The 23,809-nt window shown below is 59.8% G+C and carries 17 protein-coding genes; 12 read left to right on the forward strand and 5 right to left on the reverse strand.

Features of this window, described 5'->3' with window-relative positions; genetic code table 11:
- The first annotated feature begins 517 nt into the window (after nt 1-517).
- The 9 genes from JQ609_RS25690 (at nt 518) to JQ609_RS25725 (ending at nt 15,052) form a co-directional block, all read left to right on the forward strand.
- Nucleotides 518-2,110: a class I adenylate-forming enzyme family protein gene (locus JQ609_RS25690; protein WP_212275622.1), complete on the forward strand. Its 1,593-nt coding sequence runs from the start codon at nt 518-520 to the stop codon at nt 2,108-2,110.
- A gap of 110 nt (nt 2,111-2,220) precedes the next feature.
- The gene (locus JQ609_RS25695) at nt 2,221-3,420 is read left to right on the forward strand and encodes an ABC transporter substrate-binding protein (RefSeq protein ID WP_212275646.1); all 1,200 of its coding nucleotides are present in this window, start codon (nt 2,221-2,223) and stop codon (nt 3,418-3,420) included.
- A 70-nt stretch (nt 3,421-3,490) separates the two neighbouring features.
- Nucleotides 3,491-4,591 carry an NADH:flavin oxidoreductase gene (locus tag JQ609_RS25700; RefSeq protein ID WP_212275624.1) on the forward strand — a complete coding sequence of 367 codons (1,101 nt, stop codon included), beginning with the start codon at nt 3,491-3,493 and terminating at the stop codon, nt 4,589-4,591.
- 184 nt (nt 4,592-4,775) lie between these two features.
- Nucleotides 4,776-5,567 (forward strand): crotonase/enoyl-CoA hydratase family protein, encoded by a 792-nt coding sequence (locus JQ609_RS25705; RefSeq protein WP_212275626.1) that lies wholly within the window; start codon nt 4,776-4,778, stop codon nt 5,565-5,567.
- A 57-nt stretch (nt 5,568-5,624) separates the two neighbouring features.
- Entirely contained in the window at nt 5,625-6,014 is a 390-nt protein-coding gene (locus JQ609_RS25710) for an SDR family NAD(P)-dependent oxidoreductase (protein WP_249128403.1), read from the forward strand.
- Nucleotides 6,015-7,572: 1,558 nt separating this feature from the next.
- On the forward strand, nt 7,573-13,356 hold the full coding sequence (locus JQ609_RS25715) for a hypothetical protein (protein ID WP_212275627.1): 5,784 nt from the start codon (nt 7,573-7,575) through the stop codon (nt 13,354-13,356).
- Between the two features lie 622 nt (nt 13,357-13,978).
- Nucleotides 13,979-14,254 carry a hypothetical protein gene (locus JQ609_RS35265; protein ID WP_409363552.1) on the forward strand — a complete coding sequence of 92 codons (276 nt, stop codon included), beginning with the start codon at nt 13,979-13,981 and terminating at the stop codon, nt 14,252-14,254.
- A 34-nt stretch (nt 14,255-14,288) separates the two neighbouring features.
- Nucleotides 14,289-14,543: a hypothetical protein gene (locus JQ609_RS25720; protein ID WP_212275629.1), complete on the forward strand. Its 255-nt coding sequence runs from the start codon at nt 14,289-14,291 to the stop codon at nt 14,541-14,543.
- 257 nt (nt 14,544-14,800) lie between these two features.
- Nucleotides 14,801-15,052, forward strand: a complete 252-nt coding sequence (locus JQ609_RS25725) for a hypothetical protein (protein ID WP_249128406.1) — start codon at nt 14,801-14,803, stop codon at nt 15,050-15,052.
- Nucleotides 15,053-15,151: 99 nt separating this feature from the next.
- Here JQ609_RS25725 and JQ609_RS25730 read toward each other — a convergent pair whose 3' ends face one another.
- Nucleotides 15,152-15,580, reverse strand: coding sequence for a hypothetical protein (locus tag JQ609_RS25730; protein ID WP_212275633.1), 429 nt, complete (start codon nt 15,578-15,580; stop codon nt 15,152-15,154).
- A gap of 186 nt (nt 15,581-15,766) precedes the next feature.
- A complete protein-coding gene (locus JQ609_RS25735; RefSeq protein WP_212275634.1) occupies nt 15,767-16,987 on the reverse strand; it encodes an ABC transporter substrate-binding protein in 1,221 nt (406 codons plus the stop codon).
- A gap of 456 nt (nt 16,988-17,443) precedes the next feature.
- Between JQ609_RS25735 and JQ609_RS25740 the strand changes: the two genes are divergently transcribed.
- Complete coding sequence (locus JQ609_RS25740) at nt 17,444-18,280, forward strand: AraC family transcriptional regulator (RefSeq protein ID WP_249128408.1); 837 nt, start codon at nt 17,444-17,446, stop codon at nt 18,278-18,280.
- A 311-nt stretch (nt 18,281-18,591) separates the two neighbouring features.
- On the opposite strand, the gene JQ609_RS25745 is transcribed toward JQ609_RS25740, so the two are convergent.
- Nucleotides 18,592-19,497, reverse strand: coding sequence for a transglutaminase family protein (locus JQ609_RS25745; RefSeq protein ID WP_212275636.1), 906 nt, complete (start codon nt 19,495-19,497; stop codon nt 18,592-18,594).
- A 524-nt stretch (nt 19,498-20,021) separates the two neighbouring features.
- Between JQ609_RS25745 and JQ609_RS25750 the strand changes: the two genes are divergently transcribed.
- Nucleotides 20,022-20,840: a DUF2066 domain-containing protein gene (locus JQ609_RS25750; RefSeq protein WP_212275638.1), complete on the forward strand. Its 819-nt coding sequence runs from the start codon at nt 20,022-20,024 to the stop codon at nt 20,838-20,840.
- A gap of 148 nt (nt 20,841-20,988) precedes the next feature.
- Here the strand turns inward: JQ609_RS25750 and JQ609_RS25755 are convergent, their stop codons facing one another.
- Nucleotides 20,989-21,261, reverse strand: a complete 273-nt coding sequence (locus JQ609_RS25755; RefSeq protein ID WP_212275639.1) for a hypothetical protein — start codon at nt 21,259-21,261, stop codon at nt 20,989-20,991.
- Between the two features lie 712 nt (nt 21,262-21,973).
- Between JQ609_RS25755 and JQ609_RS25760 the strand changes: the two genes are divergently transcribed.
- A complete protein-coding gene (locus tag JQ609_RS25760; protein WP_212275640.1) occupies nt 21,974-22,468 on the forward strand; it encodes a septal ring lytic transglycosylase RlpA family protein in 495 nt (164 codons plus the stop codon).
- Nucleotides 22,469-22,524: 56 nt separating this feature from the next.
- On the opposite strand, the gene JQ609_RS25765 is transcribed toward JQ609_RS25760, so the two are convergent.
- A partial coding sequence (locus tag JQ609_RS25765; RefSeq protein ID WP_249128412.1) for a thioesterase domain-containing protein occupies nt 22,525-23,809 on the reverse strand: 1,285 nt, incomplete at its 5' end.

Here is a 23,809-nt window from a genome sequence, read left to right on the forward strand (position 1 = left end):
TGCTGTGGATGCCCGAGCAGCCGAGACGTTTCACCGTACGGCGCCCAATGAGCTGGCGTCGTACGACGAGTTGCCAGCTTCAGCCAGTGTTCACTTGGCGATCAATGCCGCAGTGGCATAGCAATGACGCGATGATTGCGAGTCGCTAGACAACGATGCCTGTGCCAAGCTTCTCCAACCTGCGCACGCGAAGCGAGCATTCGCGTGGGATTAGCTGACTCTGACGAGCGCTGATATCGCGACTGCGCGTGCCAACGGGCAACGCACTTCCCTAAGTTAGTCTTATCCCCCTGATTTCTCCGAATAACCTGCGTCTCAGATATTCAATTCCAAATAGGAATTGAGCGCGTGAGATGGTAGTCAGCCCCGCTTCCAAAATGCCATACGTCCATCCGGCTTGACAGTTCTATTTTAGAACTATTTACTTAAGCGGCTGAACGGAAGTGAAGGAGCGGACTTGCCCGTTTGAAGGGGAGGCCACGCAGCACCCCCGAAAACAAGGCGTGAGGAGGATGGCATGAGGAGCGTGGACGAACTCACTGCGGCCGAGCTGCTGGACGGCCTGCCGTCCAGGGTGCACGAGGTCTACGCGCCGTTCGTGCGGGACATCCCGGATCATCCGGCGTTCGTGGAAGGCGGACGTTCGTGGAGCTACCGGCAGTTCTCGGAAGCTGTCGACGCCGCGGCGAAGGATCTTTCCAATTTGGGGATCAGGCCTGGCGATCGCGTGATGATTGCGAGCGAGAACAGCGTGGCCTTGGGGGTGATGCTATTCGCGGCGAGCAAGCTCGATGCCTGGGGCATTGCGGTTAATCCTCGCCTCTCGGCCAGGGAAATCGACCTGATCGGGACTCACAGCGGGGCAAGACGCGTGCTGTTCAACTCGGCGCTTTCGAAGGAAGCGGCCGATCACGCGAGCCGCGTCGGAGCTAGAATCAACGCTGTGGGGCCATTCGGTGGAATCGGGATTGGTCCGCTCAATGCGGATGCGCAAGCGGAGCCCGTCGAAAAGGATGGCGCCCGCCAGGTCGCGGGCCTTCTCTACACTTCGGGCACGACCGGTGCTCCGAAGGGAGTCATGCTGAGCCACCGCAACCTGCTCTTTACCGCAAGGACTTCAGGAGTTCTTCGCCAAAGCGGCCCCGCCGACCGCATCTACGGCGTGCTGCCGATGTCCCACATCGTCGGGTATTCGATCCTGCTGATCGCCACGCTGATGCACGGCGCTACCTTGTACGTTGTGGCCAAGGCCGATCCCGCCGCGCTGGCCCATTCCATAGCCGAGGAGGGAATTACGAGCCTGTTCGGTGTTCCCGCCACATATCAGCGTCTGCTCGAACACAAGGCGGTCAAGCGTATCCAGCGACTCGAGCGAGGCAAGCTGCGGACCATAGCCGTCGCCGGCGCGCCGCTCGACCTCGACCTGAAGAAGCGGATCGAGGACGAATTCGGGATCCCGCTATTGAATAATTACGGCATAACCGAATGTTCGCCGGGCCTGTCGGGTGTCCGTTCAGAACATCCCGTCTCGGACGAGTCGGTCGGCCCCTTTCTTCCCGGTATTGAGCACCGGATCGTGGACAGGCAGGGCAAGAAGGTGGCGACCGGCGAAGTGGGCGAGCTGCACGTCCGAGGTCCTAACGTGATGCTTGGCTACTATCGCTCTCCCGAGCAGACGGCCGCGGCGATCGATGACCAGGGATGGTTCAACACAGGGGATCTCGCCCGAGTGAACGGCGAGGGCCATCTCTACATCGCCGGCCGAACCAAAGAACTCATCATCCGCTCCGGCTTCAACGTTTATCCCGCCGAGGTGGAGGCGGTGCTGAACGCGCACGACCAAGTCGTCCAATCGGCTGTGGTGGGACGACCGGTTGATGGCAACGAGGAGGTCGTCGCGTTCGTTGCACTTCTCTCCGGCGCCAGTGTCAGCGCCGAAGACCTGAAGGCGTACGCAGCCCAACAGCTCACTTCGTACAAGCGTCCGACCGAATTGATCGTGCTCGACGCTCTGCCGTCAGCCTCCACTGGCAAGATACTCAAACACAAGCTGCGAGAGCTGGCGATCGAACGGGCGGCGCAGGCGTCCAGCGCCGCAGCCGCGGGCTGACCGATGCACTGCAAGGATTGGAACGAAGTCATACCAGGAGTCGGTCGTGAGGCCGCACGGAAATTCAACGAATGATGAGCGACGCCCGTCGCCGCACAAGGGAGAAGCCGATGTTCAGGAAGTCTATACTGGCGGCCGCGATCGGCGTGACGATTGTCGGCGCGCACGCGCGTGCGGAAACACCCGGCGTCACCAGCGCCGAAGTGAAGGTGGGAGCTACGTTTCCGTTCAGCGGTCCCGCGTCGCCGCTCAGCAATACCGGGAAGGGTCTGATCGCGTACGTCAATTCGATCAACGAGCGCGGTGGCATCAACGGCCGCAAGATCAATCTCATTACTTACGATGATGCTTACAGCCCTCCCAAAACGGTGGAGCAGACCAGGAAACTCGTCGAAAGCGATGAAGTGGCCCTCCTGTTCGGCCCGCTCGGTACGCCCGGCATCGGCGCCACCATCAAATACGTCAACGCGAAGAAAGTGCCGCATCTGTTTGTCGTAAGCGGCGTCACCAAGTTCACGAATTTCGCTGAATTTCCGATGACCACCACGGGCCTGCCCAGCTATGACACGGAAGGGCGAATCTATGCGAAATACATCACCCAGGCCCGGCCGGGCGCCAAGATTGCGATTCTGTATCAGAACGACGATTTGGGTAAGGACTTCCTCAATGCATTCAAAGGCTATCTGAAAGACGACTTCGACAAGAAAGTTGTATCGTCCTCCTATGAAGTGACCGAGCCGACGATCGATTCCCACGTGGTGAAGTTGAAATCGTCTGGCGCAGAGGCGTTCCTGGTTGCCGGCACGCCGAAGTTCGCGGCTCAGGCTATCAAGAAGGCCGATGAGGTTGGTTGGAAGCCTCTGTTCCTGATCAATTTCGTTTCGAGCTCGGTCTCTTCAACCATCGTTCCCGCGGGACCGGAAAAGGCTGTGGGCATCATCGCAGCAACGATCACTAAGGATCCGAACGACAAGAAGTGGGCCGACGACCCTGGCATCAAATGGTACCGTGAGCATTTCGCGAAATACCTGCCTGGCGCGGACATCGGTGATGCCAATTATCTGTTCGGGACGCAGCAGGGACAGATTCTGGAGCAGGTGCTCAAGCAGTGCGGTGACGATCTCTCGCGGGAGAATATCGTCAAGCAATCGCGGAGCATCCGCGGGCTGTCACTCCCCACGCTCATACCGGGTGTTACGGTCAACACCGGGCCGGAAAGCAGTATGGCGTACACGCAGCTGCAGCTGCAGCGCTGGAACGGCAGCACGTGGGATCAATTCGGGAAGGTTCTCAGCGCCGAGGAAAAGTGAGCTTGCCTTTTGAACCAGCGATGCGTGTGATCGGAGCCCGCAGAGCGACCAACTGACCAAGGAAGGGCGAATGTCCAGCGACGCACTTTTCCGGCCTTTCCAGCTGAAAGGGCTTAACTTGCCGAACCGGGTCGTAATGGCTCCGATGACGCGCTCATTCTCTCCGGGCGGAATTCCGACCGAAGACGTCGCGCGGTACTATCGGCGCCGTGCCGAAGGGGCGGTTGGGTTCATCATATCGGAGGGGACGGGCGTGGATCGTCCGGCATCCCTGAACGATCCGAATGTTCCCCGCTTTCATGGCGATAAGGAATTGGCAGCGTGGCGGCGTGTGGTTGACGAGGTGCACGCCGCGGGTGGCCTGATGGCGCCGCAGTTATGGCATGTCGGAGCCGTTCGCACGCGCGCCGAGAATTGGTCTCCTCCCGGCGCCTACGACAGTCCGTCCGGCCTGTCGCGACCGGAGAAGAAGTTCGGCGAGCCGATGAGCGAAGAGGCCATCGCTGACGCCATTCGCGCTTTTGCCGATGCGGCGCTTGCGGCGAAGCGCCTGGGATTCGATGCCGTCGAATTGCATGGCGCGCACGGCTATCTGATCGATCAGTTCTTCTGGGAGGGCACCAATCGCCGCGAGGATGCTTACGGTGGCAAGGACCTGCCCGGCCGGGCCAGGTTTGCCGCTGATATCGTCCACGCGGTGCGCAAGGCGGTCGGAACGGATTTTCCGATAGTGCTCCGCATCAGCCAATGGAAGCAGCAGAACTTTGAAGTGAAGCTGGCCGATACGCCTCGCGCATTGGAAGCCTGGCTCAAACCTCTGGTCGACGCGGGAGTCGACATTCTGCATTGCTCGCAACGGCGCTTCTGGGAGCCGGAGTTCGAGGGCTCCGATTTGAATTTCGCCGGATGGGCCAAGAAGGTGACGGGCGTGCCGACGATTTCGGTCGGGTCGGTCGGTCTGACCGGCGAATTCATCGCCGCATACGGCGGCGAGAGTTCCCGTCCGGCGTCCCTCGACGAGTTGATCCGCCGCCTCGATCGCGAGGAGTTCGATCTCGTCGCGGTGGGCCGGGCGCTGCTTCAGGATCCGCAGTGGCTACTAAAGGTGCGTGACGGCCGGACGGAAGAACTGATGGCTTTCGAGCGGACCGCGTTCGCGGCGCTGAGCTGAGTAGAGCGATGAAAGGTTCGAAGCAGGGCGCATCGCCACTGAATAAGGTCTAATCCAAATTTTCTGTAGCCAGTGCTTCGGCGACCGTTCCAAGCTGGCTGGCAGGGAATAATTAGCTGCACGCCAGTCGATCGGAGCCTGCGTGTCGTTGCACAGTCCCCTGGAAACAATTCGGAGGCAACAAATGAACGACACCAGAACCCATGTCGGCCAGATCCGCACCGAGGTGCACGGGCATGTGTTCAAGATCATCATCGACAATGTGGCGAAGAAGAACTCCTTCAGTCCGCAGATGATGGCCCAGATGTCGGACGCGATGACGCTTCTCGACCGAACGGACGATTACTGGGTCGGGGTACTCTGCGCCGAAGGCCCTGATTTCACAGCCGGGCTGGATATGCCGAAATTCTTTGGACCCAAGGCCGAGAATACCGAGATCAAGCCCGGAAACGTCGACGCGTTCGCGCTGAAAAGCCGTTGTCGCAAGCCGATTGTGACGGCAGTGCAGGGGATCTGTTTTACGATCGGCATCGAAATGATGCTGGCTGGCGACATCGTCGTCGCGGCCGACGACGCACGGTTCTGCCAGATGGAATCCAAGCGCGGGATCGCGCCCCTTGGTGGTGCGCACTTCCGGTATTTGACGCGGGCTGGCTGGGGAGATGCGATGTATCATTTGTTCCTGTGCGACGAGTTCAACGCAGCGCGGGCTTACAAGATCGGATTTGTTCAGGAAGTCGTCGCTCCCGGCCAGCAGATAGGTCGCGCGATGGAGATCGCGAATCTGATCGCCAGGAACGCGCCGATCGGCATTCAGGTGACCAAGGAAGCCGCGCTGAAATACATCGAGGCCGGTGAAAAAGCTGCGATCGATTACATTCCCAAGATCAAGGATCGCGTCTTCAGCAGCGAAGACATGAAAGAAGGCATCCAGTCCTTCGTGGAACGTCGCTCGGCAGTATTCCGCGGGAAATAGAGATCCCGCGGACCACATAACCGCGCAGCAAAACTTCGTCCACAAGAGGATTTGACTATGGGAAGCATCAAGAAGGCATTCGATCTCACCGGCAAGAATGCCCTTGTTACAGGCGGCTCCCGCGGACTTGGGCTGCAGATCGCCGAGGCGCTAGGCGAGCAAGGGGCGCGGGTCGTGATTTCCTCTCGCAAGGCGCCGGATCTGGAAAAGGCCCAGGCGCATCTTGCCGGCCTCGGCATCAAGGCGGAGTGGATCGCAGCTGATAATTCCAGGGACGAAGACGTCAAGCGGCTCGCCGACGAAACGATCAAGAAGCTCGGTCGGGTAGACATTCTGGCAATGCCTCCCATAATGACCTCCTGCAGATCTGCTACTGGGTCACAATCATTTCCTACTCCTAGAGCGGCGGAGCTGGCGCAACACGAAGCTAAAGCCTACTGGTCATAAGCCAACCGGGTCACGGTTGCGCAAAGTGCTTTGGTCGAAATGCGCTGGTGGGTACCGGGGTAAGATCACCTGCGGACAAAAGCGGTAGTTGCGGAGAGGCGACGCGTCGGATCGTACTCAGCCGAATGGTTTTCTGATAAGATTCTCAAGTTCTTTCCGAATCGGAAAACGCCTCCCCAACGAAATTCTTCATTTACAGTGAGGGGTCCTCGATAAATTTTCATAGATCTCCTAGTGACCAACGCATCCACCTCGTCGCGCGCCTTGGGAATGAGGGCGTTGTTGTGGGCCGATTAGCAAGCCTGTAGTAAAGCACCCATGAAGCGATCTTCAAAGGGCGCAATTGCAGGTGGTAGGACAATATGCGCAGTTGACACTCATTGGCGCGGCAAGACCGCTTGGAGTTGCAACTAGGAAGTCCCAGTCTGGGAATAAAGTGTCGAGTAAGAACTAGAACGTCTTACCCTATGCGGCTGCTCAAGCGTTGGTGCATGTCCTCGCCAAGTGTGGCGACAACCTCACGCATGACAATGTGATGGCGCAAGCTGCAGATCTCAGGGACGTCCAACTCGGCATGATGCTGCCGGGCGTGACTCTAAAATACAAGTAAGGGCGACTTCTCGCCGATAGAGGAGGCTCAGATAATGAGATTCACGGCGCCACATGGGAAGCATTCGGCCGCAATTTTAGCGGCGAGTTGCGCTTATGCGAAGAAGACGTGCCCAAATGATCCCAAGAATTGCTGAAATCAGAACTGATCCTGGAGCGACCGCGATTTCGCGAACCTTGATGTGCAGGATGGTGGAAAGCGTCTACTATCCGATCGAATCCGCCTGAGCTGCGCCCCTGGTTCCGGTTACAGACTGGCGGGTACACACAACCTGCCAAGGTTCTTGAGCACCTGAGAGCTAGGCGCACGGTCCGCTGATCCAGGCACGCCAGCATGAAACGAAACGGGCTCGGCCAGATCAAGAATTCGCTTATTCATCTGTAGTAAGCAACCATATCCGTCTGGGCCAAAATCTCTCCAGCCTCGTGATCAGGAATGAGTAGAAAACTATCCGGTCTCCAACTGGCCAGCAAACGGCAAAGATGGGGTCATTTGGCCGATTGATAAGAGTTTGGCAAAAAAGCTTATCAGTGAGATTTAGATTGGCCGTCTACTGGTGGGCTACGGCGGGATACATAGCCAGCCAGCGATCAAAATCGGGGTTCGTTTCACGCTTCCAGTAGCTCCAGCCTATAACCGAGCCCCTTGCGTCCTGAGCAAAGATAAGGCGCTTACAGCGATTAAACCTCGGGCGTGCTGCCATCTTGGGGATGGATGGACCGTCGTCAGCTGACGTGCGACACCGAATTTGTCTTCCAGGCGAGCGAATTCAATCCAGTTCGCCCGAACGGTGCCCAGCAGAGAAGCGGGGTGTGGAGTGATTATTTTCCGTGGGTGGGTCATTTTTCAATTGACATAACGCCTACCTGTCCATTCTACTCTAGATAGATAGTGTTTTTTGGACTTTTTAGAGAGCTTTTTTGAGTTCTTCCAATCCCCGGGGGCGGGATGACGAAGATTTTTTTGCACGGCGACGGCAATAGTCCAGTATCTGCGTGGCTTGAAGCGGCGCAGGATCAGCCGCCGTTCAATGTCACCACGTTCAAGCTCAAGTTTTCCGGCGAAACCGGAGCGCTGGTGCTCGGTTCGCCGTTCTTGATCGACGCGATGCTTGTCCGCGACGCCGGTGGCTCCGACAAGCGCCTTGTCACCTGGCAAGAGGCGGTCGAGCTGGCGAATGGCGAAGCGAAGCGCCTCGCGGCCATCGCGCTCAACGAGTTACACGACCGGTTGCGCAGCCTTCGGCTGAAGACGGACGGAACGACGCAGGATGGCGTCGTTGCGGACTTTCTCGGCACCACCGGCGTTGCCGATGTCGCTACCAGCTTCGACCTGGAGCTGAATCCGGCCGGACTGCTCGGGGACACAAATTCCAAAGAACCGGTCTTTCGCGCGCGCGCGACGGCGGTATTTTCGGCAGGCTTCGACTCGCCCTTCGCCGTTGCCGGACTGGATGCGGCGGTGCACATCGAGGTGCAACTGACGCGCGCCAACGTGCTCGAGGCCCTGCCACGCATCGAAGTGCCGGCGCTGCCGCACCTCGGCTTGCACTTCCCTCATATCCCACTGCCGAAATGGTCGCTGCACGGGCTGAAGATTCCCTTTCCGGATCTGCCCCTGCTTCGCCTTCCGCCGCTCCCCCACCTCGATATTGTCGTTGAATGGGACCCCAAGCCCAATCTGGATCTTTCGGTTGCCGGCAACAAACTGACGCTATCTTCGACGAAGTCGAAAGCGACGGTCAAATTTTCCGGCACTGAAATCCTCATAGCCAAGGACGTCGAGATCGCCATCACCGGTAACAAGGTATCGATCACTACGGCAAACATCTCCACGGGCACGGCGGAGCAGACTCTTGCCAAGATCGACCTGCTAGACAAAACGAACCCGTTCGTGGTCACGGCGTTCGGCGTGAAAGTGTCGGCCACAGCCTCCTTCTCGCAGGTCGCAGGGCTGACGGTCGTGGTGACTATCAAGGTCGAGCGGCTGGTCATTAGCGCAAGTACTGACCCGAATCTGGTGCTGGCCGTATCGCCGGAACTCGAACTGACTTTTGCGGGCGACAAGCTGACACCTAAACTGACCAAACTGGATCTGGTCGAACCCTATCCGATCAAGCTCGCCCTCTTTGCCGCGCACGTCATCGAGGACGGCGCGAAGCGCTTGATGTCGCTGATCCACAAGTTCGAGGTGCCCAAGCAGGATTTGCCGGGCACGCCGGACCTGCCTTCACTCGACGGCTTCCTCAAGGTGCTGCGGCGGGTAGGGGAGCTCGCCGCGTCGGCCGCTGCCTGGCTGGCGCAACAGGGGGCGGCCGGTGTCCGGGCCCTGGCAGGTCTCGCCGAGGCAGCGTTCAAGATGATTGCCGAGTTGGTCTCCACCCTGGCTGAGGCAATCGCGAAGGAAGCGCAGACGGTCGCCAAGTACATCATCGTGGAAGTCCGCGTCGATCTCGGCCAATGGCGCATTGTCCAGATTGTGGTCACCCCCAGTGATCCCGGCGCCAGCCTGAAGTCTTTCACGCGCGAATTTCTCGGGTTCAAGCTCGATTTCCCCTACAACCTGTCCCCCGCACTCGTCTGCGATCTGGATAAGGGCTGGCTGGCGCTTGCACTGCAGCCGGACAGCGCCAGCTCCAGCAAGGTGACGCTTTCGACCGATCTCTGGCTTGGGCACGAGAACGGGCCGGCCGAGCCGGTGTCGGGGCAAACGAACGGCACGGCAGACGGACCGCTCATGCAGCTTGACGTCACGCCGAAGGATCCCAAGGCCGCGATAGCGCTGATTGTCGTCGACAACGGTCGGGTAAAATTTCTTCAGCAACTGAAGACCGTGCCGGTCTCTGCGCAAGTCCCGGGTCAAGGCCCCAATGGGGGCGTGGTCGTTCCCGTCGGTCACCTGGTGCTGGCGGCCCGCTGGGTTGAACTCAAAAACCTCGACGCATCGGCATTCGATATCGATGCCAAAATCGATCCCGATCGCATCCTGTCGCTGTTCCGCAAGCCGAAGGCGGACGCGACCCCTGGGGGGAATCTGCTGGATCAGTTCAGCCAGCACGTTCGGGTCAAGGCGAGCAACAAGCCTGTCATCAATCTGCCGACGATCCGGATCCCGATCGATGTCGAGGTCAAGATTTCCGACACGAGGGTCGATACCAAGCTGGACCTCGTCATCGACGTTTACACGCTCTCGATGGCGATCAAGGGCGGCAAGTTCGAAATCAAGATCGACAAGAATGAAATCAATCTGCTCGGCCTGAACGGCAAATTCCTCACGAAGGACGGCGGCGAACCACCGGTGGATTTCGCGCCGCTTTTCCTCGATTTCAGCGACGGCGATCCACGGCTGGGCCTGAGCGAGGCGGCGAAGATCAAGCTGTCTTATGACAAGCTTTCGACCAGCGGCAGCACGCTCGATTTCGAGGTGGACAGCTTCATCGTGTCGCGCGACGGCATCGACCTCAGCGCGCAGGTGCAGTCCAACCCGGTGACGCTGGCCGGCGTCGACATGCCGTTCCGCTTCGACAAGGGCCAGCTTGCGGTCAAGCGCAGCCAGATCCAGACCTTTGGCCTCGCAGGACACGGCAATCTGCCGCCGGCGCTGGTGGGCGAAGCCAAGGCGTCGATCGAGCTCAACTTCACCCAGGAGAACGGCGCGCTTGCGCTCCAGGCCGCCAAGGCGGTGCTGGACAAGAGCGGCGATCCGCTGCGTTGCGAGGGTACGCAATTCACCATCACCGTCACCAAGCTCGGCCTGAAATACGTCCGGCAAGGGCAGTATCACTTCTATTTCACGCTGACCGGATCGGCGGAATTCCGGCCAAGCTCCAACGCGTTCGCCGACGGCCTTTTGAAGAACATCTCTGCCCTGCGCATTGTGCTGGACGAAGCGCCGCTTGCGTCCGATCCGCGGGTGCTGATGAACCACATCGAATTCCAGGTCACGGTCGAGCCGCCAAAGCGGTCGACCTTCTTCGACCTGTTCTCGTTCGAACTCCGCGGCGTCGGCTTTCACCCGGCATCGCCGGCGTTCGGCGGCACGCCGGCATTCTCGATTTCCGGCCAGGTAAATTTCACCGACTTCGGCGACATCGTGACGCCCCGCTTCGACTTCCACAAACTCTGGGTGGCGCCGCCCGAGCGCGGCAAGGCCTTGCCGCGGGTGCGGTTCGACGGGCTGGGAGTAGGCCTGTCGCTCGGCTCGATGGCGGAAGCGTCGGGCACCGCGATTGCGGTCGACGGCAAGCTGCCGACGCTGTTCCAGCCCGATGTCCTGCCGGCAGACGTGACGGCCAAGGGTTTTCTCGCCTCGGGATCGCTGCGGATCTCGGGTTGGGCATCGATGTCGGCCTCGATGGGGTTCCTGCAACTCGAGAAGGCAGGCGTCGACGAAAAGCGACCGGCGTTCTTCCTTTACGTTCAGCGCAACGACATGGCGGAGAAGATTCCGACGCCGATCGGGACCATCTATCTTCGCGAAGTCGGCTTCGGCTTCGGCTATCGCTACACGCTGGCAGGAATCGCCGCCGCCGAGCGCGCCGAGACGCCGAAAGAGCTTGTCAAGATTCTCGACGAAATCTCGAAGTATCAGGGCAGCCTGTACGACGTGAAGGCGTGGTGGCCGACCTACGACAATGCCGCGATCACGCTCGCCTTGCGCGGAATGTTCTCGTTCACCTCGGTGTCGACCACTTCCAGTTACAACGAAGAGGGCGAAAAGAATCTGCCGAACCTGGCGTTGTTCGACATCGTGGTCGCGCTCAGGACCGATCTCACCTTCCTGATGAACCTTCGTATCTGGATTGCCTACAATTATGCCGACTGGCGCGAAGGCCGGCGCAACAATTCGGCCTGGACCAACAATCCGAGCCTGACCGGCTACATGTATTTGTCGGTGCCGCGCCGCGAGTTTCTGGCGCGTGCGGTCTACAATCCCGGCGCCGATATCGGCGACCACCCGATGCTGCCTGCCGAATTGAAGATGGCGATGAAGGCGGTGAAATGGTCGTCCACGCTCTATATCAGGCCGGGCCTGTTCCACGCGGAATATGGCTGGCCGTACGAGCTGGGTTTCTCCCTCGGCAAGCCCAACGGCAACTTCTTCCTCTCGGTGGAGGGAGGAACCGTGCTGCGGGTCGAAGACCTGTCGGTGCTGTACGGCCTGGCGTTCCGCGCGCGCGGCTTTGCAGCCTTCGCCTATGACACCGGCGGCGACTTCGGCGCGGCCATTACTGCGCGCGCCAATTTCGCGCTCGGCGCCAAGCTGATCGCGTATCTGTCGGCCAATATTTCCGAATCGATGTTCTACGGCGTCATCACGCTCGACCTGACGCTGGAATTTTCGGTGCGGATGTGGCTGCGCACGAAATGGTTCAGCCTGTCCTGCGGCTTCTCGCGATCGATCACGATCCATATCGGCGTCGAGCTGTTGGTTCAGCCGGGCGGCCTTGCTGCGCGGATCGAGGCGTCGATCTCGGTGGGAGCGTTTGGACGTAACCTTTCGCTCGGAATTGGCTTCTCGCTCGGCAGCAGCGGCCGGCTCGCAGAGGCGCGGGTCAGGGTGGAACGGTTCCTGGCGCTCGGTCTGGCGACCAGCTACCCCAATCCGGAAGCCGGCGTGCCCGTGTCACGGCCGGCACCGTTGCCCGAGCCGTCACGCGCCGAGAATGCGCGCAAAGCCGAGAACCGGCTCGAAGAGGGGGTCGACAGGCGCGAAGCGACATCGAGCGATCAGAAGCCGGTCCAGGGCGGCGAAACGCTCGAGTTCGTCGGTGTCGAATTCGGTCCAGTGTCGTACTGGGCGATGCTCGTTCCGATTCCCCAGCCCGACCGCACCGGTCCAGAATTCTATGTGGTTCAGCTGATCCCACGTGACAATTGTCCGTTGAGCAAGGGCGAGGCGACCGACCGCAGTCACTTTTATGCGGCCCCCATGGAGAAGGAGGACGAAGCCCCCTACGTCGTGCAGGGAGTGAAGAAGAAGGAAGTCCTCCTGAGGGATGGAATGAAGCCACCGGAGGACGCCGGTGCCGGGCTGCAAATCTGGACCGACTGGGAAGCACCGTTTGGCCGTAATGGCGACAGCGCTGGCTTTAGCGCCGAGGACAGCAAGAACGCCCGGCAGAATGCCAAGCTGCGGGAGATTTTCCAGGCCTGCTGCTTCATGGCCAAAGGCAAGATCAACGACATTTCGTACGAAGCAACCGACATCAAGTCGGTGGAATGGGAAGACGAACCGGTCATGCTGCCGGAAGATCCCGAAGCCGCCAACATCATGCTCGCGCAGGCGGCGCGCTCGCGCGCGGATTGCGGTCAGCGCTTCAAGCGCATGCAGGCTTTCTTCAATGCCTCGGTTCGATCAGGTCCGGGCGGAAGGTTGCGGGCTTCCTCCAGTGCCGCAATTGCCTCAGCATCGAGATTGCTCACATCGACGGGTTCTTTGACCAGGCGCGGCATTATTGGCTCGAGGCTTCTACTTGGGCGGGTTGAAGTCGCTGTTGATCCAGCCCCTGCTGCCGGCGGATGTCAGCGGGTCCTCGGCTTCCACTTTGTGAACAAGCTCGCAGTTGGGGCATTGAAAGGTCCGCAGATCGGAGTGATTGGGGAGGGGTCTGATCCCTGTCAGCACCATGCGGCCGGCATGGCACCTCGAACAGCGCGGGCGCTCGATGGCAAGAAGCGATGGTGCCGGAGGCGCATGAGAGTCGGACATGTGATACACCGGGGGCGCTAGTGCATAAAAAGCACGGCGAATGTCAGTGCGATCGGCACTAACCCCAGCCCGATGACGCCAATCTGGAATACGCGATCGTCTCTCATAAGACCTGTCAGAATATGCCCGGATCAGCGGGGAGCCCAGTGCAGTTTGTGCCACGGGCCAAATTACTGGGACTGTCAGGAGAGGCGGCCGAGGAGGCCTTATCGCGTGAACACCCAAACCGCGAGCGGGATAGCCAATACGCTCGAAATGAGAAGCGCCAGCGCTACCGTTTTTATCCATTCCCAAACAGTCAATGCGCGAATTTCCGGTCGGCCCCCTGCCGTAGCGCATCATCGGCGTCAGGGGAGGCTCTGACCACTCCCGCAGGGTCAGGTCAGCCCCGCACAAATCTGATCAGGGATTCTACGGTGAAGAAGTGCACGCGTCGGATCAATCAAGGCTTGAAGGCCGCAAATTGAGGCATTCGTCCGCGTCGCGCACCACGTCGAATTGATGATCGGGCTCTGGACTATGCAGTTTGTGCCACGTTGCTGCGGCTTCACAGTTCCCCGCTTTGATTGATCCAGATCAAGCCGGGGACCGACTGCATCCAAAGACTGACCCCACTGTTTCAAGCCGCCAAATGGAGGTCGCCATGAAATCCTTTCACACGAAGCGGATGCTGCTGGTCGTCGCCGTCCTGGGCTTTGGAATGTTCGGCTCGATCGACTTGTGGTCAGGCGACGGCCCAACGTTATCCATCCAAAGCGCCGAAGCCAGGGTAGGGCGCCCGGCTACCCCCGCCAGCGTTGCAGGCGTTGCACGCCGAACAACGCGCCGGGCGGTCGTCGGCGGAGCAGCTGTAGGCGCGGCAGCTGCAGGCACGGCTTGCATCCGCGTTCTTGTCAATGGCCGATACGTGTGCCGCTGACGCAGCTCTGCCGGTCACTTCGCTGGCAAGAAGCGTGGATGGCGTTTACCGCGAAAGCAACCTCGTTCGAGCGCAACTTATGCGAGGATTGCCTGACGACGTGCGCCGTCTGGGCAAAAACAAATATTATGACGCATTCGGAAGCGGTGGGATTTCATGCGAGCGCGCCGCCCGTCTTTATGCCGAGACCGCGCGGCTGACCACCAGGCGCAAATCCAACACGTTTGTCGTGATTGCTTCAATCTGCCTGACTTCAATGCCACCAGCGATAGTACCGATGTCGTTTTGAGCCTGGCTTTCCAATCAAGCGGTGAGATTGCTGACCGGCCGAGCGGATCAATGCCATAGTGTCCGTACGCGCCTGCAGGCCAAGTTAGCCCTGCTGCCGTTGATCTAGATCAAGCGGCCACCATGAGCGCGCTGCAAGTTCGGCACGTTCGCGTCAAATCGCCATGCGAGGAAGCGCGTCTAGTAGGGAGGAAGCACGATGTTTCGGTTTGCACTCGCTGCAATCGTTCTTGTCGCGGCATATCGATGTGGGTCCTGATGTACGTCTTCTCCTACTCGGTCAGTCCGGCTGCGACCAACGACAGGGCGGAATGGAGGCTGCTGCCAACCGTGGTGTTTCAGGAGTTCTCGAACGAAGAGCGATGCCGGGCGGCCAAGTCGACACTTGAGGACAGCCTCAAGGAGGCGGGTGCCAAGCTGAAAAGTGGTTTGGAAGACCTGAAGAGCATCGGCAAGGGCGACCCTGCGCAGATCATCATCGCCTTCAACGTGGAATGCCTTCCCAAATAAGGTCGGCGAACATCACCGCGTTATCATGGAAGAGGGCGCTGCTTCGCAGCGCCGGCCTCATCCTCCTCAAGGGAGATGAAAACAAGCAGCGCGACCGTTTCACCAGCCGTAATAGCGTGCGGCGGCGTAGCCGCCATAGGGCGGGCAATAGCCGGCACCATAGCCGTAGCCGCCGCCATAGCCGTAATACGGGACGGCAGCGTAGCTATAATAGGAAGAAGGATAGCCGCCGTAATATCCGCCGTAGCCGCCATAATAGCCGCGGCTGGCGATCGCGCCGCCGACGAGGGCGCCGGCGGCGACGCCGTAGCCGAGGCCGCGGTAGCCCCAGCCGCGATGACCAAAGCCGCCGCGATAGCCCCATCCTCCGCCGCGCCAGCCGCCCCAGCGCACTTCGGTCGTGTTTTGGTCGACCATCGATTTCATCGCCGCCACGTTGGTCGGCATTGGCCCGGCCTGCGCGCTCGCAGCAAGCAGGGCGCCGGCGGCAGCGAGAACAGCGATACGCAGTGAACTCAGCACGGTCATGATCGTCTCCTCCTGTGCGGCAGCGCTTGGCGCGCGTGCCGGTCACGGCCCATTCCAGGGGCGACGCGGCGCGGCGTGCTTGATCTAGATCAAACCGCGTGTTCGGCCATGAAGTAGCGCGCGCGGGGGCCACCGCTCAGTGGGCACCCATGCCACTTCACCCCGATTGTGTGTTGCCGGACGCCGCTATTTTTGGGATCTGGAGAAAGCGGTTTCAAGCACGTCGCCGATCGGTTGCCAGCTACGGCCGTCGAATTGAACCAGTCGCAGGTGCTTGATTGGCCGAAAGTCCCAACGTCCGGTGTTGATTTTGATTCCAGGCAGCAAGATCGAGCTCTGGTAGTTCTCGAGGGCCGCTGCCTGCTTCATGACGTTGTCGCGAGACAGGTCGTTGCCGCATTGTTTGAGCACCTGGGCCAGTGTCTCGGCGGCCGCGTAGCCGAACACCGCGGCGTTATCGTCTTTGCCTCCGGCCCGATTGTATTTTTCGATGAATGTCGGCCAATCCTTGGCGGCCTGCTCGTCTTTCCAGGCCGGGTCACTGGCATCCTTCAGGAAGGTCGCCGTAATCACGCCCAGGGCGTTTTCGGGACCGGCAGGTTTTAGCGCCGTCGCGATCGATGATGACATGTGGTTCAGGATGAACACGGGGTGCCAGTTCAGATCCGCCGCGCTTCGGATCACTTTCGTCACGTTCGCAGGCGCGCCCGCAAACACAAGAATCTCGGCGCCTGATCGCTTCAGGACCGATACGTGCTTACCCAGATTGTCGTCTGCGGCATCGTGCGCGATGTCGAGCCGGATCATCCGGGCGATGTCACCAAGACCGTCCTGCAGTCCCCTGAATAATTCGCGGCCGAAATGATCGTTTTGCCAAAGCGCAACGATCCGTTTTCCGGGGTAGAACGCCTGGATGTAGTTGGCGTAGATGCGCCCCTCCTCCCGAATCGAGGGCTGCCAGCTCATTGTCCAGGGGAACAGCGATGGATCGCTCAGATGATCGTCTCCGGAGGCGACAAAGAGTTGAGGAATTTGCCGCTCGTTCAAGTATGTGCGGACGGCAAAATTGCCCGGAGTTCCGAATGAACCGAACATCAGGAGGACGTCCTCTTTTTCGATGAGGCCGCGCGTAAGTTCCAGCGCGGTCGACGGATCGGATTTGTCGTCATGGGAGATGAAACGCACCTTGCGGCCGTTGATCCCGCCACGCTCGTTGATCATCTCAAAATACGCCGCTTCGGCCTTTCCGATCGCTCCGAATGCTTCCAAACTCCCGCTATAGGGCATAACATTGCCGATACGAATTTCGGCGTCGGTCACGCCCGGTTCGCGCACGCGCTCGGTGATCGCGCCCAGCGACGTAAGCGCCACGACGATCGCCATCAGCATTCGAGCAAAGGTTTGCATCGGATGAGTTTCGTGACCAAAACGTTCAGTCTGACGTGGAACCATTGGAGGCATTCGGCTTGATTTACTTGATTTAGATCAAGGTCGGTCGCCCGCGACGACCTGGTTGTTGTCAGGGGCAAGCCTTCTATCGGGAAAAATGTTGGTCCTGAGAACGCAAGTTCGGAATGGAAATGAGGTCCAGCCTCATGAGTTCAATGGATCTGCGGGCTTTCGTTCGATCCCGAGTGCCACCGGACGAATTGCTCGCCTGGCATGGGCGCGACTGCGCGAGCAAGACAAGGACGTAAAGGCCGTTCTGTCGAGGTCGGGGTTGCGACCTGAGGAGATTGCCGATCCAACCGTTCGTCTCGATGTGCATTCCCAGATCAAGCTGCTGGAACTGGCTGCCGAAGAACTTCGGGATGACCTCTCGGATTTCATCTGGCACGCAGCTTCGACCTGCGCGAGATTGGTTTGGTTTACTATGTGATGGCATCCTCAGAACATCTTGCGGGTGCCTTTCGCAACGCTGAACGCTACAGCAGAACCAATACTGACGGAGCGCGCCTGGGCTTCAAACTGGATCGAACGGCGAACATCGCCATCGACTACGTAAACGTAGACCGAGGCTCCGATCGGCATCAGATCGAGTTTTGGCTGGTTGCGCTGATGCGCATATGCCGACAGCTTACCGGCAGTCGAGTAGCCGCGCGTAGACTGAAAGTCAGGCATGCCAGGTCCGGCTCGCCGGCGGCGTTCAAGGCCTTCTTTGGAACCGAGGTGGAATTTGACGCCGATGCGGATGAGATAATGCTTCCGGCGCTGGCCGCTTCAATGCCGATCGTCGGGCGCGACCCTCATCTGAACGACTTGCTGCGACGATATGCAGAAGAGGCGCTTGCTCACCGACCGGGATTACGCGGGAGCAATCATTCGCGCGTGGAGGGATTAATACCGCAGCTGCTTCCGCATGGGCGCGTTGAACTTTCGGAAGTCGCCCGCCAGCTCGGCATGAGTTCGCGTACGTTATCGAGGAAGCTTCGAGACGAGGGTGTAACCTTCGCCGAAGTACTCGACAGGCTGAGATCAGCTCTTGCCCAGCGCTATCTCAGTGATCGCGAACTGCCTATCACTCAAATAGCGTGGCTGTTGGGCTATCAGGAAGTCAGCTCCTTCACCCACGCATTCAAGCGATGGACAGGAACCACGCCAAGAGAATTCCGGCTGTCCAATTGCGTTCCAGCGAGAGGCGCGCCGATAGCGTTGGAAGCTCGTGACAAGGCCGACGACGAGCGACAGGGCGGCACCTAGGGTCGGGCAGTCCAGACCGTTAACTCAAAGCCATGGGCATGGTCGAAAAGGCATCCTTGCGAGATTTTCGGCGCGGAATCCCAAATTCTTGGCGCGCGATAACAAGATTTTCATGGCAGCGCTCCGGTATATGCGCACAGGCGCCGCACCAGGCTGGAATTGCCGGAAGCTTCATGTCACGCGACGATGCATTGTTCTGGCTTTCAATTGTTTGGCTTTCTGGCCTATGCAGCGCGGCTGCATGGGTACTTCTTGCGTTTTGACCGCGAAATCTCCGACAGCAGGAAGCTGTCATCGAATTCGAGCACGATCTATCGTGCGGACAGATCGGGCGCGTTCCCGATCTTCTGGACGGCGACGTTGACCGTCATGCCCAGGTAGTCGTTCGCTTCACCAAACCACGACCCTGCCAGCGGGATTGCTTGCGCCGGATGTCGGGCTACCGCCACCGGAATCAAATCAAAACCGGCACTGATCTGGTTGGTCGGGTCGTAGTCCAGCCAGCCGGCACCTGGGAGAAAGACCTGCAGCCACGCGTGGGTGGCGCCGGATCCGCTCACGCCGACCGCGCCGCCATCCAGCGCCGCATCGTAAAGATAACCGGTGACGAAGCGCGACGCGAACCCGAGCCGGCGCAATGCCTCGATCATGAGCCAGGCATAGTCCCGGCAAGTGCCGGATTTGGCGCGCAGGGTTTCACCGGGCGACTGGGTTCCTTCGGCGTCCCTCGGACGATAGGTGAACGTGTCGCGAAAAATGTGCAGCATCCGGTGCAAGACATCGGTGGTTCGATCCTGGTCGTCGGCAACGAAACTCTTGGTCCATGCGGCCAGGCTCGCGTCTTGATCCTCGGCATGAGGGCGTAGGTAACCGGCCAGGTCGGTCCATTCGTCGGGGGTGTACTGCACCGGAATTTCTTCGGCCCGGGATTCCAGCGGAAACGCCTCGACTCCTTTAACGCCGTAATACACGCCGCGAGCCTCAAAAATGATGGTCAGCTCACTGGCAGGTTCACTGAATTCCATCACCGTTACCGTGTTGGAGCGGGCATCGGTGGTCCAGTGCATTTTTGCAGGAACGCTGCTTGTTGCGGACCAGCTGACGAGACGCGCCGATGCGCCGCGCCTTGGCAAGAACATGGCGCGGTGCGTACCGAAAATAACAGGCTTTGCATACCGGTAAGTGGTGGTGTGGCTTATCTTCCCGAGAACCGCCATTGTTCGTCCTGCTGTACAACCGGTGATTCAGGGCGCGTTTGCCACAAGCGCTTGGTTGCTGGTTTACGACGCTCTCTAACATCGCGGCGGCCGGCCTTGATCTAGATCAAGTGTCGGCTTTCTCACGACCAGCGGTCTGGCTTCGATGCACATTTGATCGCGGTCAGGGGTTCTTCGGTACGACCGGGCGCGGCACATTCGAAGACCGTTCGGCGGCTTTGTTTTTCCCCTGTTTCGTCCGAGAGGTTCCCTGTTACCGGGAAATATTTCCTTGTGAACTGAAGGGGGAATTGGCCCTGAGGCGGCTGCAATGCAGCCAGCTACTGGGCTACTCTCATGTTCTCGCTGGCCCCCAAAATCGTCCGTTTCCCTGTAAAATACCCTGTCAGGAGGGAATTTGCCTGGAGACGGGTGCGATCGGCACTGCGTCGCCAGCCAGCAACAGGTGAGGGCTTTCGGCCGTGAGGACGCATCCAGCGACGACACGCTCCATTCCCTGCTTTCTGGCGGCAATCGCGGCAGTAGTGCTGCTTGCGCTCCCCGCCGTCGCCGCCGAACCCACGCCACGGCAACCGGGACTCGCCGACGCGGTAAACGCCATTCCACCGGCAGAACTCTATCGCGGGCAAACCATCGTGACGGGGCAGGGCGAGGCAAACCGTATCCTCGGCTTCGCATCGTGCCTGGAAGACGTTCTCGTCAAGGTAAGCGGCATGCTGCGGCTCGCAGGCGATCCGCGTCTCGACCCATACAAGGCCGATGCTGCGAAACTGGTTCGGGACTTTTCCTACCGCGATGAAAAGGGCGGCAAGCCGAAGAACGACGAGCAGGGCACCCGTGATCGCTCCTTCATTCTGACGGCCGAGTTCGACGAGGCCGCCATCAACGGCATGCTTGCCGAGCTGGGCGTCAAGCCATGGCTTACCCGCCGCCCGGTGCTTGGCGTCTTCGTGGAGATGCAGCCGGGCGCGCGACGATACGTGGTTGCAGGGGATTCGAAAGAGACGGAACTGCAGCGGGCTGCCCTCCTAGCGGCCGCGGCCAAGCGGGGAATGCCCGTCGTGCTGCCCGATGCCGCAGCACTGGCTGGCGTCGGCACCAATGAGCTTGCGCTTGCGAGCATCGCGCCCGCGAAGATCGCCGAAGCCGTGGCCGGGCGGGGCGGAGAGGTCGTGCTGATCGCCCGCCTCGTGTGGGACGATCAGGAGCTGCGGTGGAACTCGAACTGGCAGCTCGATTGGCAGGGCAGGTCGCAGCAATGGCAGCTTGCGGCTGTCACGTTCGACGAGGCCTTCCGGCAAGGCATCGGCGCTGCCGCGCAAATCATTGCCGGGCACCAATAACGAACCGGAATTCGGCCAGGCAGCGGTGTGGTGACTCGGATCGATGCGCGATAACGGATGCTGTCGACCGAGACGGTTAAACCACCCACGCCGACGACGTCGTGAGTCAGGGCGCTGTCAGCCGATGCGCCCCACCGAACGAAGCCAATCAGCGCGACGAGAACACATTCTTCAACTGCACCAGGAATGTCACCAGCCATGCGCAGGCAAACATGGCCGCGAGACCCAGCGCCGTTCTGCGATCAGTCAAAGACAGGTTTGTCCACCACCATATCCGGTAAAGCCATAACCCCGTCGTGGCGATGCCAAGCAAGCAGACCAGCATCTTGAGAAAGGACGAGTTCGCGACACCCAAAGCGCCAAACAAGAGCGTTGCTGGAATGAGAAACATCGTGCAGGCGGATATCAAGGTCTCGTTCATGGGTCCTCAAGACATCTACGAATCGCGAGATTACAGATGCAGTTTGCAGCAACCGGCATCCTTCTGGAAGTGACACCAAGCGACTGATGATTGGCTTTGCCTGCCTACGATGCAAAGCGGACATTGGCAGACGAGGGCAGCAGCCAAGGACCACAGGAGTGCTCCACTCAGCGAACCGCGGAAACGCCCGTTTTGAGGAGACTTTCAACGGAGACAAATTTCGATCCCGCTGAGCGGTGGGCCGGCAGTGGAATCTGGCCGAGGAATTCCCCGATCATGTGACGCCTCTCAATTCGTCCTCGATCGCTGCTCAATGGACCGAGGCAAACTTCTCTTACTCACATCCGGATTCGACGCTTACCTGATCACGTGTTGCCGTCGCCTCGCATGTCCGCTGGTGAGGTCGAAGCAGACTTGCTCGTAGATTAACCGGAACGTCTGCTGATGACCCGAGCCGACATCGGTCAGACGCGCGCGCCTCCTCACGCGCTCACCAAGTGCCTCTATTCAGTCATGCTGATGACGCAATTTCTTTCTTAGTCGGTGGGAAAGACACCTGTGGAAGGACCACCCTGGTTCCCACAACGGTTCCGTCGCCAGTGTCGGCACGAACCCGCAAAAATCGGCACAAGCTCGTCAACGCATCCGCGTTCGCTTGACCATTTTCTGCGGGATCGGGAATCGAACGATCCAGAAAATCAATCGAGGAGTTATGATGTTGTTTCGCTCGGGCGCCGCAACTTGCGGTGTCGTAGTGCTGCTTGCCATTTCTGTTACCGTTGCTCGAAGTGAAATGGTCGCAGTTCATTCAAGCGCCGTCGTCAATGCCGCTTCGGGGGACGCGATTGTTGGCGCAGCATCCACGTACAATCCGTTCCGGCCCGGATGGCGGGAGGGCGGTCCGAACACAGCTTCAGGCGAGCGCTATGAGCCCTCTGTCTGGGCAGCTGCCATCAAGACGAGTCTGCGCCAGAAATTTGGTGGGGTCCGATATGGCGCGAGGCCGAAATATGCCCTCGTTGAGGCTGTAGGCAAGAAGGTCATCGTCAAGATAAATGACGTGGGGCCACTAACGCCTGGCCGCATCATTGACCTCAATGAGCGGACGATGCGCCATTTCGATCCAAGCCTGCAGCTCGGGGTAATTTATGGCGTAAGCGTCAGGCCGCTTTCCGGCGACTATTGGATTCCCGGACCGGTTGGCTGATCATCGCAAGGCGCTGGCACGGCGCAATTTGCGTCGCTGCCGTCCTGGTCCGATCCTCAGGTTTCGATGCCCAGTACGGGGCCACCGAATTGCGCTCCGTGAGAGCCGATCGGCGACCTGTGCGGTTCGTCGGCAGAGGGCGCGCCGTCAACCAGAACGTCAATTCTTTGCCGCAGATGACCAACCAGCTGTTCAGCGCCGACAGTCAGGCAGCCATGATGTCCCCATGGTACCTCGACGACGTCGAGTTGAGAACTGAGATGCCGCCACGCCCGGCCGTCGTGTTCGGCCGCGTAGAAAGTCACAGGGACCTCAAGCGGTGCCGGAAGATATTGCGCCATGGCGGCTGAATAAGCGTGCCACAACGCCGGCGGAATCTCGAGCTCGGCGGTCGTAATCAGCGTGCTCGTCGACGCCTTGAAGCGACGCTCCAGCTCCGCCATTTTTTCAAATGCCCGGCGCAGAAGATAAAGCGGAAGCAGCGGCTTCATCAGCCCGATGATCGCCCGCGGTACCGGACGCGCACTGATGGTCGGCGGGTCGACCATCGCAACCATATCAACCTTGTGGCCGGCGGCCATCAGCAGGCGGGCTGTTTCAAACGCCACCATGGCGCCGTTGCATTTGCCACCCAGGAGGAAAGGACCGCTGCTCTGCCTCTCCAGAACAAGCGGCAGGCGGTCGGCGGCCATCTCTTCGATCGACGGCGGAATCCTTTCCCCACGAAGACCATGGGGATCGATCGAAATGATCCGGTAGTCGGGCCCGAAAAGCTCGACCATCCGCCGCATACCCGAGTGGCCGCTGACAATGTCCCCATTGAAGAAGAACAGGGGAGACCGATCGCCGCCAGCACCGAACTGGAGGAACGGCGTCGCCGGGGTGCCTGTCTGCATGGCGATTTTTGGAGCAAGTTGGCGGATCGTTTCCGCCCCGTACAGAATCGTTCCCGGTAGGCGTTGGCCGATCAGCCGCTCGATTTCGATGAGCATTTCCATCGCTAGAAGGGAGTCACCACCGCTGGCGAAAAAATCATCTTCGACCGTCACAGCCTCGGACTTCAGCAGCCTCCGCCACAGGATCAGCAATTCAGCTTCCAGATCCAATGGCCCTTTGTTCACAGCAGGCACGGGCATCGCGCCCTGATCGCCCATCAGCCCGTCGAACGACTCGCGCAGCCGTCGGCGCTGCACTTTTCCCGTCGCCCCTTTTGGCAGTTGGTCGAGGATCAGAATGCGCCGCGGAATCTTGAACGAGGCCAACGCGCGTTGCAGGAACTGGCGAAGCTCCGCAGGTGTCGCCTGCGCACCAGGATGGGGAACGATGGCGGCTGCGACGTCC

Origin of the sequence: Bradyrhizobium sp. AUGA SZCCT0169 (genome assembly GCF_018130085.1) — a bacterium.
Taxonomy (GTDB): domain Bacteria; phylum Pseudomonadota; class Alphaproteobacteria; order Rhizobiales; family Xanthobacteraceae; genus Bradyrhizobium.